The 13,910-nt window shown below is 63.2% G+C and carries 16 protein-coding genes; 9 read left to right on the top strand and 7 right to left on the bottom strand.

Features of this window, described 5'->3' with window-relative positions; genetic code table 11:
* Window positions 1-28: 28 nt before the first annotated feature.
* Window positions 29-964 carry a catechol 1,2-dioxygenase gene (gene catA / locus QCE62_RS22525; RefSeq protein WP_309923359.1) on the bottom strand — a complete coding sequence of 312 codons (936 nt, stop codon included), beginning with the start codon at window positions 962-964 and terminating at the stop codon, window positions 29-31.
* 176 nt (window positions 965-1,140) lie between these two features.
* On the opposite strand from catA, the gene QCE62_RS22520 reads away from it, so the two are divergent.
* The 5 genes from QCE62_RS22520 to QCE62_RS22500 all read left to right on the top strand — a co-directional run bounded on the left by QCE62_RS22520 (window position 1,141) and on the right by QCE62_RS22500 (window position 5,793).
* On the top strand, window positions 1,141-2,064 hold the full coding sequence (locus QCE62_RS22520) for a LysR family transcriptional regulator (protein WP_309818503.1): 924 nt from the start codon (window positions 1,141-1,143) through the stop codon (window positions 2,062-2,064).
* A gap of 104 nt (window positions 2,065-2,168) precedes the next feature.
* Window positions 2,169-3,296 carry a muconate/chloromuconate family cycloisomerase gene (locus QCE62_RS22515; protein WP_309818501.1) on the top strand — a complete coding sequence of 376 codons (1,128 nt, stop codon included), beginning with the start codon at window positions 2,169-2,171 and terminating at the stop codon, window positions 3,294-3,296.
* 74 nt (window positions 3,297-3,370) lie between these two features.
* The gene (gene catC / locus QCE62_RS22510) at window positions 3,371-3,649 is read left to right on the top strand and encodes a muconolactone Delta-isomerase (RefSeq protein ID WP_309818499.1); all 279 of its coding nucleotides are present in this window, start codon (window positions 3,371-3,373) and stop codon (window positions 3,647-3,649) included.
* A gap of 195 nt (window positions 3,650-3,844) precedes the next feature.
* Window positions 3,845-4,933 (top strand): hypothetical protein, encoded by a 1,089-nt coding sequence (locus QCE62_RS22505; protein WP_309923358.1) that lies wholly within the window; start codon window positions 3,845-3,847, stop codon window positions 4,931-4,933.
* The gene (locus QCE62_RS22500) at window positions 4,921-5,793 is read left to right on the top strand and encodes a nucleotidyl transferase AbiEii/AbiGii toxin family protein (RefSeq protein ID WP_309923356.1); all 873 of its coding nucleotides are present in this window, start codon (window positions 4,921-4,923) and stop codon (window positions 5,791-5,793) included. Before QCE62_RS22505 ends, QCE62_RS22500 begins: the two co-directional genes overlap by 13 nt.
* A gap of 4 nt (window positions 5,794-5,797) precedes the next feature.
* On the opposite strand, the gene QCE62_RS22495 is transcribed toward QCE62_RS22500, so the two are convergent.
* The 3 genes from QCE62_RS22495 to QCE62_RS22485 all read right to left on the bottom strand — a co-directional run bounded on the left by QCE62_RS22495 (window position 5,798) and on the right by QCE62_RS22485 (window position 9,301).
* Window positions 5,798-7,171, bottom strand: coding sequence for an amino acid permease (locus tag QCE62_RS22495; RefSeq protein WP_309923353.1), 1,374 nt, complete (start codon window positions 7,169-7,171; stop codon window positions 5,798-5,800).
* A gap of 305 nt (window positions 7,172-7,476) precedes the next feature.
* Complete coding sequence (gene hfq / locus QCE62_RS22490; RefSeq protein WP_309818489.1) at window positions 7,477-7,737, bottom strand: RNA chaperone Hfq; 261 nt, start codon at window positions 7,735-7,737, stop codon at window positions 7,477-7,479.
* A gap of 151 nt (window positions 7,738-7,888) precedes the next feature.
* Entirely contained in the window at window positions 7,889-9,301 is a 1,413-nt protein-coding gene (locus QCE62_RS22485) for a 3-deoxy-D-arabino-heptulosonate 7-phosphate synthase (RefSeq protein ID WP_309923351.1), read from the bottom strand.
* 65 nt (window positions 9,302-9,366) lie between these two features.
* Between QCE62_RS22485 and QCE62_RS22480 the strand changes: the two genes are divergently transcribed.
* On the top strand, window positions 9,367-9,840 hold the full coding sequence (locus tag QCE62_RS22480) for an Lrp/AsnC family transcriptional regulator (RefSeq protein ID WP_309923349.1): 474 nt from the start codon (window positions 9,367-9,369) through the stop codon (window positions 9,838-9,840).
* 45 nt (window positions 9,841-9,885) lie between these two features.
* Here the strand turns inward: QCE62_RS22480 and QCE62_RS22475 are convergent, their stop codons facing one another.
* Window positions 9,886-10,212: an HdeA/HdeB family chaperone gene (locus QCE62_RS22475; RefSeq protein ID WP_309923348.1), complete on the bottom strand. Its 327-nt coding sequence runs from the start codon at window positions 10,210-10,212 to the stop codon at window positions 9,886-9,888.
* 252 nt (window positions 10,213-10,464) lie between these two features.
* Here QCE62_RS22475 and QCE62_RS22470 point away from each other — a divergent pair, with 252 nt between their 5' ends.
* Window positions 10,465-10,767 (top strand): hypothetical protein, encoded by a 303-nt coding sequence (locus tag QCE62_RS22470; protein WP_309923346.1) that lies wholly within the window; start codon window positions 10,465-10,467, stop codon window positions 10,765-10,767.
* 12 nt (window positions 10,768-10,779) lie between these two features.
* On the opposite strand, the gene QCE62_RS22465 is transcribed toward QCE62_RS22470, so the two are convergent.
* Entirely contained in the window at window positions 10,780-11,127 is a 348-nt protein-coding gene (locus tag QCE62_RS22465) for a hypothetical protein (protein ID WP_309923344.1), read from the bottom strand.
* Between the two features lie 130 nt (window positions 11,128-11,257).
* Window positions 11,258-11,704 (bottom strand): SRPBCC family protein, encoded by a 447-nt coding sequence (locus tag QCE62_RS22460; RefSeq protein ID WP_309923342.1) that lies wholly within the window; start codon window positions 11,702-11,704, stop codon window positions 11,258-11,260.
* A 69-nt stretch (window positions 11,705-11,773) separates the two neighbouring features.
* Between QCE62_RS22460 and QCE62_RS22455 the strand changes: the two genes are divergently transcribed.
* The gene (locus tag QCE62_RS22455; RefSeq protein WP_309923340.1) at window positions 11,774-12,064 is read left to right on the top strand and encodes a hypothetical protein; all 291 of its coding nucleotides are present in this window, start codon (window positions 11,774-11,776) and stop codon (window positions 12,062-12,064) included.
* A 233-nt stretch (window positions 12,065-12,297) separates the two neighbouring features.
* The gene (locus QCE62_RS35315; protein ID WP_409017896.1) at window positions 12,298-13,755 is read left to right on the top strand and encodes a beta-glucosidase; all 1,458 of its coding nucleotides are present in this window, start codon (window positions 12,298-12,300) and stop codon (window positions 13,753-13,755) included.
* Window positions 13,756-13,910: the final 155 nt, after the last annotated feature.

The following is a 13,910-nucleotide window of genomic DNA, read 5'->3' as shown; positions in this document are numbered from 1 at the left end:
CGCGCGCCGCCGTGTCAAGACGAGGCGCTCAAGCCGCGACGCTTGCGCGCGGACGCTCCACCAGCTGGTTGTCCTTGCCCTGCACGAGCGAGGTGAGCTGGATGTCGAAGTCAATCTCGCGGTACGCATCGTCCTTCAGTCCGAGCGCCGCGCCGCCGCTCTTCTCGACCACGTGCGGCACCAGTTCTTCGCGGGTCGCGTAGGCGAAGTCGTCCCAGATCAGCGGATCGCCTTCGATGTTGATCTGCGTCGTCAGCTTGCGATGCTGGTCGCTGGAGACGAAGAAATGCACGTGCGCCGGACGGTTGCCATGACGTGCAAGGGCATCGAGCAGTTGCTGCGTCGCGCCCTGCGGCGGACAGCCGTAGCCCACCGGCATCAGCGTGCGGAACTCATAGACGCCGTCGGCGCCGGTCCTGACCGCGCCGCGCAGGTTGAAGTCGCTTTGCGCGCCGGTCGGGTCGAAGTGCGAGTAGAAGCCGTGCGAGTTCGCGTGCCAGCATTCCACTACCGCGTGCGCCACCGGCTTGCCGTCGGGACCCGTCACCTTGCCGCGGATCACGAGCGGGCCGGCGTCGGCATCGGCGTCGAGATCGATCTTCGACACGCCGTCGCGCACCGGCGCGCCGGCCACGTACAGCGGGCCTTCGATCGTGCGCGGCGTGCCGCCATGGATGTCGGCTTCGCGGTCCGCCGCATCCATGCGGATGTCGAGGAACTTCTCCAGGCCGAGGCCGGCAGCCAGCAAGGCGGCTTCGCCATCCTGGCCCAGCTTGTTGAAGTAGGTGACGCCGGCCCAGATTTCATCGGGCGTCATGTCGAGGTCGTCGATGGCCTTGAACAGGTCGCCCAGCAAGCGATGCGTAATCAGCTTCGCGCGGGCATTGCCGTCCTCACCGCCGAGATTGGAAGCGGCCTTCAGCAGGTCCTGCACTTCCTTCGTATCGAACACTTTGACGTTCATGTCTGCTCCTGTGTCTCGCTGTTTTTAGTGGGGTTAACCCCTGCTCCAGCGCCGACACAGATATGCTCGGAAGGTATGATCGGGTGCTGAAACAGAGCGTGAAGGCAGAATAGTCGACGCCAGAACGCCCGGTCCAACACTGATTTAGTATTGGGCTATATCCAGGAGGTATCGAAATGGAATTGCGGCATCTTCGTTATTTCGTCGCGGTGGCGGAAGAGCGCAACTTCACGCGCGCGGCGCAGCGGCTGCATATCGCCCAGCCGCCGTTGAGCCGGCAGATCCAGCAGCTCGAAGAAACGCTCGGCGTGCAGCTGTTCGAACGCGCGTCGCGTCCGCTCAAGCTGACCGAGACGGGAAAGTTCTTCTATTCCCACGCAGTGCAGTTGCTGGCGCAGACCTCCGAGCTGGAATCGATGACGCGGCGCGTGGGCAATATCGAACGCAGTCTTTCGGTTGGATTCGTGGGTTCGACGCTGTACGGCATGCTGCCGAAGATCATCCGCCGGTTCCGCGACGAAAACGCCACCGTCGAACTGAGTCTTCACGAGATGTCGACGATGGACCAGATCCGCGCGCTGAAGGACGGGCGCATCGACGTCGGGTTCGGCCGGATCCGGCATGAAGACGCCAACATTCGCCGCGTGATCCTGCGCGAGGAAAAGATGATCGTCGCGCTGCCGGTGGGTCATCCGCTGTCGCTGGTCAAACCGGTGCTCGCACTGCGCGACCTCATCAACGAAACGCTCATCATCTTTCCGAAGGCGCCGCGTCCCAGTTACGCGGATCAGGTGCTGTCCGCGTTTCAGGACCGCGGGCTCGCGCCGCGCAAGACCTACGAAGTGCGAGAGTTGCAGATCGCGCTGGGTCTGGTCGCGGCGGGCGAAGGCATTTCCGTGGTGCCGAGCAGCGTCTACGGTCTCAAGCGCGACGACGTCAGCTACCAGGAACTCGACGATCCGACGCTCGTCTCGCCAATCATCATGAGCATGCGCGCGCTCGACGAGTCGCGCGACATCCGCGAGATGCTCGAACTCATTTACCGGCTGTATGAGGAGGAACGCATCGACTACACCCCGCGCACCGACCGGGGTACGTGACACGCTCATACCTCGAGGGTATGAGACTAGACGTCGATGGTCTTGGACAGGCGAATATCGGGCGCGCAATACTTCAGCAACCCTCCCTTCCCGACATTTCAGGTATGAACGCCCACATCACGTCCGTCTCAGCGATCCTGGTCGATCTCCCGACTATCCGCGCGCATCAGCTCGCCATGGCGACGATGCAGCAGCAAACCCTCGTCATCGTGCGCCTGCGTTCGAGCGACGGCATCGAAGGCATCGGCGAGGCCACGACGATCGGCGGGCTGTCTTATGGCGACGAGAGTCCCGAAGGCATCAAGCTGACCATCGATACCTATCTGGCGCCGGCGCTCGTCGGTCAGGACGCGACCAACATCAACGCGGCGATGCTCCGGCTGAACAAGGTCGCGCGCGGCAACCGCTTCGCCAAGTGCGCGCTCGAAACCGCGCTGCTCGATGCACAGGGCAAGCGCCTCGGCGTGCCGCTGAACGAACTGCTCGGCGGCGCGGTGCGCAAGACGCTGCCGGTGCTCTGGACGCTCGCGAGCGGCGACACCGGGCGCGACATCGAGGAAGCCGAGATGCTGCTCGCCGAGCGCCGCCATCACACGTTCAAGCTGAAGATCGGCCGGCGCGGCGTGCGTGACGACGTGGCGCACGTGTCGAAGATCAAGGCGGCGCTCGGCGATCGCGCGAAGGTCACGGTGGATGTGAACCAGGCCTGGAACGAGACCGACGCGGCGCTCGGCATCGAAGCGCTGCAGGCGGCGGGCATCGACCTGATCGAACAGCCGACGCCGCGCGAACAGCGCGACACGCTGGCGCGGCTTGCGGCGCGCTTCATCGTGCCCATCATGGCCGACGAAGCCGTGACCGGGCCGGAAGACGCGCTCGAACTGGTACGCAACGCCTGCGCCGATGTGTTCGCGCTGAAGATCGCGAAATCGGGCGGCATCTACGGCATGTTGCGCACCGCCGCCATCGCGGACGCGGCCGGCGTCTCGCTGTACGGCGGCACGATGCTCGAAGGCAGCATCGGCTCGATTGCTTCGGCGCACGGCTTCAGCGCGTTGCCGCAGCTTGCGTGGGGCACCGAACTCTTCGGACCGCTGCTGCTGAAGGACGACATCGTCACCGCGCGCCCGCACTACCGCGACTTCGACCTGCATCTGCCGGAAGGACCGGGCCTCGGCTTGCAGATCGACGAAGACAAGCTCGCGTTCTATCGCCGCGACAAGCGCGCCTGAACACGGCTCCATCACCACGGCATCCGCGCGCGGCCCGACCGGCGGGGATGTCTTCAACCATCCGGAGAAACGACATGCTTTATCTGGTACGAATGGACGTGCACCTGCCGCACGACATGCCCGCAGCCACGGCCGATTCCATCAAGGCGCGCGAGAAGGAATACTCGCAGGAACTGCAGCGCTCCGGAAAGTGGCAGCAACTGCACCGCGTGGTGGGCGAGTACGCGAACTACAGTGTCTTCGACGTCGACTCGCACGACGAGCTGCACACCCTGCTTTCGGCGCTGCCGCTGTTTCCGTACATGACAGTCAAGGTGACCGCGCTCGCGAAACACCCTTCGTCGATTCATTGAGTGCGCGCGCCGCGGCTTCGTGCGGGCGAAACGGCGCGTGGTGGCCACCGCACCCACGAACGACAATAGGCCTTGCACCTGAATTTCAGTAAATTGGCTGGTTTCAGCAAATGTTGAAACCAGCCAAAACAGTGAAAACTGGCGGATTTTCAGTAAAGATGGTACTTTCAACAAATGCTGAAACCGGGCTATTTGATGAAAGACCCCCTTCCCACCGGAGAATCCGCTCCCAGTCTGCAGCAAGCCGAATCGGCCTTGCGGGACTTGCTCGCGCGCGTCCCCGTGCTCAGGGTTGAAGGCATCGACACGGTTTCCGAGTTCGACGACTGGAAACCGGACCTCATCTTCCGGATCACGGTGAATGACCAACGGCACTCGCTCATCTGCGTGCTCAAGCCGAGCGGTCAACCGCGCTACGCGCGCGCCGCGCTGCTGGAGTTGCGCCGTCATGTCGCGCGCCATCCGCCGGGCGCCACACCTGTGTTCATCGCCCCGTATATTTCGCCCGCAGTCAGGCAGATGTGCAGCGAGGAACACGCAGGCTATCTGGACCTGCAGGGCAACACCCGGATAGCGTTCGGCAACGTCTTCATCGAACGCATCGTGGCGGACAAGCCGCAGGCGGAACAACGCGAACTCAAGTCCCTGTTCAGGCCGAAATCCGCGCAAGTGTTGCGGGTCATGCTGCGCGAGCCGGAGCGAGCGTGGCGCGTCAGCGACCTGGCGGACCTGTCGGGCGTCAGCCTCGGGCATGTCAGCAATGTCCGCAACGGCCTGCTCGACCGCGAATGGGCGCGCACCTCGGACGACGGACTCGTGCTCTGTGCGCCGGCCGCCCTGCTGGACGCATGGCGCGACAGCTACACCGCGCCGGCCGGCGAACTGCTGCGCTTCTATACGCCGCTGCACGGCAGCGCGCTCAAAGACGCAGCCCGCAATGCACTGCGCGCCCCGGACGCTTCCGGGCATGCGGCCTTCGCCTCCTTCTCGGCGGCGCAATGGCTGGCGCCCTACGGCCGCACCGGCACCCATTATTTTTTCGCCGATGACGACGGCCTGCGCACGCTGCAAGCCGCGCTCAAGCTGGCGCCGGTCCTGAAGGGCGAAAACGTGAGCATCCTTCTGCCGAAGGATCCGGCGCTGCTGGCCGATACCATCGAGCCCGCGCCGGGCGCCATCTGCACCAGCCCGGTCCAGACCTGGCTCGACCTCTCCATTGCCGGCGAACGTGGCGCGGAGGCCGCCGACCACCTGCGCCAGGAAAAACTTCCATGGTCCCGATGACACCTCCCCACGAACCGCAATCGGCCGCCGACTACGACGACCGCACCACCGCCGCCGTCAAGTCCGTGCTGATCGAAATGGGTCAGATCCTCGGCAGCTTCAAGGGCAAGTTCGCCATCATCGGCGGCGCGGTGCCGTGGCTGTTGCTGGCCAACGAGGACATGCCGCACGTCGGCACGCTCGACGTGGATGTCGGGCTCGATGCGGAAGCGCTCGGCGACGGCGAATACGCCACGCTCGTCGGCACGCTGCAAGGTCATGGCTACAGCCAGCGCGCCGGGCTGCGGCGCTTCCAGCTGGTGCGGCAGGTTGCCGTGCGCGACGGCGGGGAAGCGATCGACGTCATCGTCGATTTTCTGATGCCGCGCGATGCCGAGATCGTCAAGAACGTGCCGCCGCTGATCAGCGACTTCGCCGTGCAGCGCGCCGACGGCGCCGACCTGGCCATGCGCTTCTATCAACTGGTGGCAGTGGCGGGACCGATGCCGAACGGCGGCACGAACCGCGTGGAGATTGCCGTCTGTTCCATCCCGGCGTTGCTGGCCATGAAAGGCCATGCGCTCGCGGGCCGCTACAAGCAGAAGGATGCGTACGACATCTACTATTGCGTGCGCAACTATGCCGGCGGCATCGAGGCGCTGGCAGCCGAGTGCCGGCCGCTGCTGGAGCATGCGAGCGGCGCGCGGGGCTTCGCTCACATCGCCGACAAATTCGCGTCCTTCGAGGCGCACGGTCCGACCTGCGTGAGGCGCTTCGTCGAAGATACGCGAGCGCTGGGCGACCGCACGCCGGACCAGTGGCAGCAGGACGCGTTCGGGCAGATCGACGCGCTGCTGCGCGCGATGGGCCTGCGCGAATGAAGCTTCAGCGCGACACCGCCAGCCCCGCCCGCGTCCGCCGGTTCCGCACGACATAGCCCACGCCGAGCGCCGCGAGCAACACGGGAATCAGATAAACCGACATGCGCAAGTCGGGAATCATGCACATCACGACGAGAATCCCGGTGAGGAACGCGAGACACAGATAATTGGTCAGCGGATAGCCGAGGCTGCGGAACGTGGTCGTTTCGCCGGCGCGCGCCTTCGCACGACGGAACCGCAGGTGAATCAGGCTGATCATCGCCCAGTTGATGATCAGCGCGGACACCACGAGGCCCATCAGCAATTCGAACGCCTTGCCCGGCATCAGGTAGTTGATCAGCACGCAGACGGCCGTCGCGAGCGCCGAGACGCCGAGCGCGGCGAGCGGAATGCCGCGCGCGTTGACCCGCAGCAGCGCGCGCGGCGCATTGCCCTGCTGCGCGAGGCCGTAGAGCATCCGGCTGTTGCAGTACACGCCGCTGTTGTAGACCGAGAGCGCCGCCGTCAGCACAACGGCATTGAGCACGTGCGCGACGAGATTGCTGTTCATCGCGTGGAAGATCAGCACGAACGGGCTGCCGCCGGTCACCACCTTCTGCCACGGATACAGCGACAGCAGCACGCCGAGTGCGCCCACGTAGAAAATGAGAATGCGGTAGATGACCTGATTGGTGGCGCGCGGAATGGTGTGCGACGGATCGTCCGCCTCCGCCGCCGTGATGCCCACGAGTTCCAGTCCGCCGAACGAGAACATGATGACGGCCATCGCCATCACGAGCCCCGAGACGCCGTTCGGGAAGAAACCGCCGTGGCGCCACAGGTTCGACACACTGGCCTCCGGGCCTGCGCTGCCGGAAAGCAGCAGATAGCCGCCGAAGCCGATCATCCCGACGATCGCGACCACCTTCACGATCGCGAACCAGAACTCCAGTTCACCATACGACTTCACGCTCGTGAGGTTGATGGCGTTGATGACGCAGAAGCAGACGAGCGCCGAGATCCACGTGGGCATGCCCGGCCACCAGTACTGGACGTAGATGCCGACGGCGGAAAGCTCGGCCATCGACACGAGAATGTAGAGCACCCAGTAGTTCCAGCCTGACAGGAAGCCTGCATACTGGCCGCAGTACTTGTCGGCGAAATGGCTGAACGAACCGGCGACGGGTTCCTCGACCACCATTTCTCCCAACTGGCGCATGATGAAAAACGCAACGATGCCGGCAATGGCATAACCGAGCAGCACCGACGGACCCGCCGTCCTGATGGTCTGCGCAATGCCGAGAAACAATCCGGTGCCGATCGCCCCGCCGAGCGCGATCAACTGAATATGACGATTTTTCAGGCCGCGTTTGAGCGTGCCGTCTTCTTGCAATGCCACGTGCCCTCTCCCTCGTTATGCGGTTGAACCTGACACGGCGATGCCGAAGCGCGCGCCGTCCGTTTCAGGGGAATCAGTGTAGATTTCCTGCCGCACAATATGATTTCCTAACGGACACAGACAAACCCTGACTCAGCGATCAGAATTTCATCCGCGGCCTGTTTCGAGAAAGGAAATTGTATCGCGCCGGATCCGGCGCGAGATTGTGCACTGGAACGCGCGTTCGGGCGAGCCCCGGCAATCGGGGCTCGCGACGCGGTCAGCGCAACGGGAAGGGATGCAAAGCCAGGAAGCAACCGCGCCGCTCAGCGGGCCGGCCCGTGCGGACGGCGCTCGGGGCGATCCGTGCGATGCGGACGGTCGTGATCTTCGCTGATGGTGGAAATGGCGTGCTTGTAGATGGATTGCGCGCCGGCTGTCGAGCTGAGATAGACCATGTAAGGATCGAACGACTGGATGTGGCCCGTCAGCTTGATCCCGTTGACAAGAAAAATAGCGACGCGCTTGCGCTCTTTGCGCAACGCGTTCAGGAAATCATTTTGCGGATTTGTAACAGCTTCTGACATGGCAAGCTCGATCGGTAATTAAACAGGAATGGCCTTGCTGGCGCTTACGGTGAAATACATGAAGCCCAGCAGTCCACATGCCTTCAGTTGGTGCGTATCGGGTGGCCGGTTCATCGGCAATACGGCATTATCGCCGCCCGGCGTGCCGCAATCAGCGGCCGTCGGCCGCAGCGCCTGCCACGGCAAGCAGATCATGCGGATGAACCATCAACTCCCGGACCTGACGCAGTATCGGGTACTGATTCAGCACGGTAGCCCAGCGGGGCGAGGACAGCAACTCCTTCCATACAGGTTCCAGTTCGGCGGGTTCCGCCAGGAAGCCTTCGTCCAGCCGCGCCGCAAAGCTCAGACTCGCCGGAGCGGTCAGGAGTTGCATGCGGCCCGCCGCGTTCAGCAGGCGCGGCGCAGGCTCCGCGGGCGCATCGCAACAATACAGGATTGAACGCCTCAATGCGGCTTCATCCGTGCGCAACGCTGCCAGCGACGCGCCGCGCAGGCGCACTTCGCCCTCCCGCGCACCAAAGGCGTACTCGATGTCCGCTTCGGCGCACGCGAGCAGCCGCACGCCGCGCAGCAGCCGCGGGAAATCGGTCGCAGCGGCATCGACGGAGGATTTCGCCTCCACCAGCAGACACACATCCCAGGCCGAAGCCGCCGCGCCCGGCGCTGCGCGCCGCAACAGCACGGCATCCCACTCGCTCTTGGCGTGCGCCGCGCTGCCGGGAATCGTGGCCGGCACGCGCAGGGAGGTCACGACGCCATACTCCGCCCTCCCCGCTTCCAGATGATTGAGCCGCCGTGCCAGCGCGCGCAGGGCGTCCGCCGCCGACGCCTCCGCGCTCGCCCCGCGCGCTCGCGATCGCGCGCCGCGTGCGGCCGCCTCGTCGCTGCCCGGCGCCGGCCCCTGGCGGTCCCACAGCGCGCGGTAGCGGCGCACGCGCTCATCCTGCTCCAGCGTTTCGAGACGGAAGAGCCGTTCGAGCGGGGCACCACGCTGGAGACGCGCCAGCGCCTCGTGCAAGGAAGCGTCGGCGGCGACGTCGGGAAGGTCCAGCAACGCCTTCACGGCGTCCTGCAATTCGGCTGGACGCGCGACTGAAGCTGCCGCATGCAGGTGCGCCAGCAAGGTTCGCCGGACACCCGCCGGCGTACGGTCCAGCTTCGCCGGATGCGCGATTGCCGCCACTTCCGTGCGGATCCGTCTGCGGTCCTGAGCGGCCTGCGCCGAAAGCGACGCGTATTCGCCCACCCAGGCCGAGCAATGGCGCAGCACCAGGGCCTGGAATGCGGCATCGCCGGAATCGGGATGCATGGCATCGCCGATCAGGCGCGCAAGCGTATGCAGGAAACGCAGACGACAGGCGGCGTCGGGCGCCTCGCCGCGTGCGCTCGCCTCACGCGCGCGCTCGATGTCGAGGGCGAGCGTCGTCGCCGGTTGCGCTGCGTCGAGCGGCCACGACGTCGGACCGATCTCCGTCAGCCGGTAGCGCCGCACGATTTCATTCAGCAGGGCATCGAGCGGCGTGGGTCCGGCGCCGGGCGGCGGCACGCTATGATTTCGCATTTGCAGCGTCGCAGCCGGTTTTCGTGCATGCACGTTTCATCGTTTGCTCCAGGGGAGAAAGAAAATTGCAGACCATCGAGATCGATCGCATCGACCTGCGCCTGCTCGCCATGCTCCAGGCGCGCGGGCGCATTTCCAATCTCGAACTGGCCGAAGCCATCAGTCTCTCACCCGCGCAGACACTCAGGCGACATCGACGCCTCGAGGAGCTGGGCGTCATCAGGGGCTATGAAACGCGTCTGGATGCCCAGATGCTCGGCTTCGGCGTGGTGGCCTTCATTCAGGTGACGATGGAGCGTGGCCACGTGCGCGATCTGGCCAAATTCAAAGGCGTGGTCAGCCGGCTGGCCGAGATCCAGGAGTGCTTCGCCGTGGCCGGCGACGTGGACTACATGCTGAAGGTGATCGCGCGGGATCTCAAGGGACTGTCGGAATTCCTGCTCGACACGTTGATGCGCATTCCCGGCGTGAGCGGCGTCAAGTCCAGCGTCTGTCTCGACGAACTCAAGTGCGTCAGTGCCGTGCCGCTCGAGTCATGAAGTGCAAAGGCATCGCGGCCATGCCGCGATGCCCGCCGCAGATCTTCAGTGATGGTCGAAGAGCGAGATCTGGTTGGATTTGATCATCGACCGCACTTTTTTCACGAACGGCGCGTTCGGATCCTTCTTGCATTCCGTGGCGACGATCTCGCCGACCGGATGCGCCGTATCGACCACGACTCTGTCCGTTTCCTTGATGCCGAGCTTGTCCACGCCCGCGACCCAGTAGACGAGCGCGGGGCGATAGGCGTCATCGAGCTGGGTGAATTGCTCGCAGGTCATCTTCATGGGCGCGACGGGTTGGTCGTCCGCAAACACCGATTGAGCGGCAAGGGCACACGTCAGGGTCATCAGAACATAGGCTGGCTTCATGGCTTTCCTTGGAAGAGGTTGTTGTGTTGAATACGCTTCTTCATGCACTTCAGGCCTGCTTGGTCATAGTAGGAAAGCTGACTCGTCAAATGCGATGCGCGCCATCGAAACAGGCTTTCGGCTTGACTGCACGATGCCGCACAGGCTGCGCGAAGGCCGCGCACTGCCCTAATTCGCCGCTCATTCACGACGCCGAGAATCATCCTCAACCGATGCGCACTCAAGCCGCACCGCGTTCTGAGGAGAACCATCATGAAGAAGACCGGTTATGTGATCGCCGCCACGGTGCTGAGCCTTGGGTGCATCAGCGCGGCTCAGGCGCATGTCTTCGTCGGGATGAGTATCGGCATGCCAGTCGCGCCTGTCGTGATGGCGCCGGCGGTCGTGCCCGTGTCTCCTTACGTTCCCTATGCGCCCTACGCTCCGGCGACCGTATATGCGCCGCCACCCGCCTATTACGCGCCGCCGCCTGTCTATGCGCCGCCTGTCGCGGTCGGGTACTGGGGACATCCGGGCTGGTGGGGACCGCGCTATGGTGTCGGCTACTGGAGATGAATGCCGGATGCCTTAGCGCGGCGCGTGCTCGTCCTCGACGGCACTCGCGAGAAGCATGTGCAATTGCCCGGTGGTCAGCCCCCGGCATGGCGTGATCGGATTCGCGCCGATCGCGATTTCGGCCGACCCGTTGCGGGCGAGCCAGTCGTGCAGCTGATGAGCGAACTCCATGATGTCCCGCGGGCCGAGCACGGCAACGAGCACGGTTGCCGTGCGCGACGGCTCGCCTGTCGCAACGCTTCGCTCGATCACGATGTGATCGACCGAACGCTGGAGCCGGTGCAAGAGACTCGCCGTGACCGATGCGGCCGCGGTTTCTTCGTCCATGTACAGCGTCAGGACGATCCGGTTCGTTTGCATGGCTGCGGTTTCTCGTTGTGCCGCAGGCGGGCCTGCCTGCGTTCACCTTTGACAGGTTCACGCATCGTAACCCGCTGACGCCCTCGAATAAAAAACCGCCACCCGCGACATCAATCGGAATACGCGCTTGTCACTCCGGAATCTGCAGCTCGACCAGTCTCGCCAGTTGCAGCAGCGATTCCTGCCAGCCGAGATAACACATCTCCACCGGGATCGCTTCCGGAATGCCCTCCTGCACGATCCTCAGTTCGGTCCCGCACGACACCTGTCGCAAGGTCACCGTGACGCGCATTTCGCCAGGCAGGTTGGCGTCGTCGAAACGGTCGGTATAGCAAAGCTTTTCGTTCGGCAGGAGTTCCAGATACTCGCCGCCGAATGAATGGCCGTTGCTCGTGCCGAATTGATGAAACGACATCTTGTGCGTCCCGCCGACACGCGCCTCCAGTTGATGAACCCGGCAGGTGAAGCCATAGGGCGGCAGCCATTTCGCGATGGCGTCGGGTTCAAGAAACGCGCGATAAACGCGTTCCGGCGGAGTGCGCAAGACGCGGTGCAATTGAACGGTTCCGGTAGCCATGGTGATTTCCTCTTCTCAGGACAGGTTGGAGATATATCGACGACGTTTCATCGAAGGGTAAATCGACAGATGGCCAGCATATTGGCCTGGCGCGATTACCTGCCAAAAGAAGTGATGGTTGTCGTCAAAGTTTCACAAGCATGTTTCTTCGGCGATACAAAACCGCCATTGCCAGATTTACCGCATTCGCTCATCCTCTTTTGTATAACCAATATAAAAGATATCGGGGACGACTCAAAAGCCGTATTGCAAGCCCCTGCGCGGCATCCAATTGCATTCATATTATGGAATGACATGCAATTTTTTCGCGTCGTCCATTTTGGTTACAAGAAGTTACTTCTTACGTCATACTCATCTTGATTCAGCTGTGTAACATTTCTTCAAGTCGCCAACAAACCGACTGAAGCGCGTTTCGCATCGCATTTCTCCCGCGAACGTCTAGCCCGATCGCCACTTTTCCGACTGCTTCGAATGGCCATTCGAAAGCAGTGGGGACGTTTTTCTCCGGCGATTCCAATCAACGATTTCCGGATCTAAAAGAAATGAAAAATCTCCGTACGAGTGCTTATGCGTACTGCTTAGGTGCGCTTATCTTGTCAGCCTGCGGTGGCGGGAGTGACAACGGTGGTCCGTCGAGCGTCGCCAACAGCGCTGATCCCGCCACGGTCATCGATATCAACCGGCATCCCGCTTCCGTGAGCGGCACCGTCATTCCGCCCGCCACGTCGCTCAATGACTCCAGCGGCGCCGTGTGGACCGTGAAAAGCGGCGTCATCTATCGCGCGAATGTGAAAGCCGGCTTCTCGCAGGACGTGATCGCGCTGCTCTGGTACGCGGGCAAGATCTATCAGCAGAACGTGAACAAGCTATGGTGGGTCTGGCAGAACAACACCTGGGTCGTGTCGGCGGACCCGCGTCCCGCCACGTCCACGGGTTCATCGACGGGCACCACGTCAGGCACCACTACGGGCTCGGCCTCGGGCTCGACCGCAGCCTCTTCGCCCGCATCGACTTCGACGCCTGCATCGTCTTCGACGGCCGCATCGGCGCCGTCGAGCGCATCGTCGACGACCGCGGCGTCCACGGGCACGTCCACGTCGGGCGCGCCGGGCATGCCCTTCTTCGGCGTCAACGAGCATTACGCTTACGGCGGCGTCTATTCGCAGACTCCGCTGAGCACCCAGGCAGCGACGATGGTCGACCTCGGTCTCACCGGCATTCGTCAGGACGTGCACGGCTACGATCAGATCGATACGCTGGCGGAGAAAGTCATCCCCGGTCTCGGTTCGAGTGTCACGGTGATGCCGCTGATCGACGCCTATCCTTGGGACGATCCGACCTTGAACGGCAAGACGCCGACGGAATCGAGCGCCTACACCTACGCCTACAACATGGCGGCCTACGCGGCGACGAAGCTGAAGGGCGTGCCGGTGGTGGAGTTCGGTAACGAATACGATCTCGACGTTCACAACAAGCGCATCGCGAACGACGGCGTCAATGTCTCCGACTACGACAACACGACCTGGCCGATCTGGCGCGGCGCGCTGCGTGGTTACTACGACGGCTGGCGTTCGGTCGATACGGCGGGACAGACGAAGGTCATCGCGACGGCATCGGCGGGTTTCCTCTATCTGGGCTGGTACAAGGGCATGCTGACGGGCGTTCAGCCGGACGGTTCAACCGGGCATCCGAAGGTGAAGACCGACATCATCCAGCTGCACTGGTATTCGGACGGCCTTGATCCGCAGAACACCTGGGGCAAGGACGGCACCAACTACAACGTGCTGAAGATCCTTCACGACGCCTATAACCTGCCGATCATGTTCACGGAAATCGGCGTGAACTTCGACTTCACGACACAGCAGGCGCAGGCCTACATCACGAAGACGATTCCTGAGCTGTACGCGGCGCGTAACACGTATGGCGTGGTGGGCTTCCAGTGGTACGAGCTCTATGACGATCCCACCGGCGACTACGGCATCCTCACCAACAGCGGCCAGAAGAAGGCCATCTACGCGACCATGAAGGCGGCTGTTCAGGCATCGCACTAAGCCTGAGCTTCATGTGAGCAGAGTCCCGGTGCACGGCGCGCAGCCGTCCACCGGGACTTGTCGTTTTTGCCGCACGCGCCACGCTTCGGTGCGATACCGAACACTGTGCGCGTATCGGGCGCTTCGATCCTCCTTCCGATCCGGACATATTGTGT

Origin of the sequence: Caballeronia sp. LZ033 (assembly GCF_031451265.1) — a bacterium.
Classification (GTDB): Bacteria; Pseudomonadota; Gammaproteobacteria; order Burkholderiales; family Burkholderiaceae; genus Caballeronia.
The sequence above is the reverse complement of the archived record's forward strand: the minus strand, read 5'-3'. Positions and strand labels throughout refer to the sequence as shown.

What these genes read in the sequence shown, in the direction of transcription:
- catA (WP_309923359.1), bottom strand. Translation starts at nt 964, where the DNA reads ATGAACGTCAAAGTGTTCGATACGAAGGAAGTGCAGGACCTGCTGAAG.
- QCE62_RS22520 (WP_309818503.1), top strand. Translation starts at nt 1,141, where the DNA reads ATGGAATTGCGGCATCTTCGTTATTTCGTCGCGGTGGCGGAAGAGCGC.
- QCE62_RS22515 (WP_309818501.1), top strand. Translation starts at nt 2,169, where the DNA reads ATGAACGCCCACATCACGTCCGTCTCAGCGATCCTGGTCGATCTCCCG.
- catC (WP_309818499.1), top strand. Translation starts at nt 3,371, where the DNA reads ATGCTTTATCTGGTACGAATGGACGTGCACCTGCCGCACGACATGCCC.
- QCE62_RS22505 (WP_309923358.1), top strand. Translation starts at nt 3,845, where the DNA reads ATGAAAGACCCCCTTCCCACCGGAGAATCCGCTCCCAGTCTGCAGCAA.
- QCE62_RS22500 (WP_309923356.1), top strand. Translation starts at nt 4,921, where the DNA reads ATGGTCCCGATGACACCTCCCCACGAACCGCAATCGGCCGCCGACTAC.
- hfq (WP_309818489.1), bottom strand. Translation starts at nt 7,737, where the DNA reads ATGTCAGAAGCTGTTACAAATCCGCAAAATGATTTCCTGAACGCGTTG.
- QCE62_RS22485 (WP_309923351.1), bottom strand. Translation starts at nt 9,301, where the DNA reads ATGCGAAATCATAGCGTGCCGCCGCCCGGCGCCGGACCCACGCCGCTC.
- QCE62_RS22475 (WP_309923348.1), bottom strand. Translation starts at nt 10,212, where the DNA reads ATGAAGCCAGCCTATGTTCTGATGACCCTGACGTGTGCCCTTGCCGCT.
- QCE62_RS22470 (WP_309923346.1), top strand. Translation starts at nt 10,465, where the DNA reads ATGAAGAAGACCGGTTATGTGATCGCCGCCACGGTGCTGAGCCTTGGG.
- QCE62_RS22465 (WP_309923344.1), bottom strand. Translation starts at nt 11,127, where the DNA reads ATGCAAACGAACCGGATCGTCCTGACGCTGTACATGGACGAAGAAACC.
- QCE62_RS22460 (WP_309923342.1), bottom strand. Translation starts at nt 11,704, where the DNA reads ATGGCTACCGGAACCGTTCAATTGCACCGCGTCTTGCGCACTCCGCCG.
- QCE62_RS22455 (WP_309923340.1), top strand. Translation starts at nt 11,774, where the DNA reads ATGGCCAGCATATTGGCCTGGCGCGATTACCTGCCAAAAGAAGTGATG.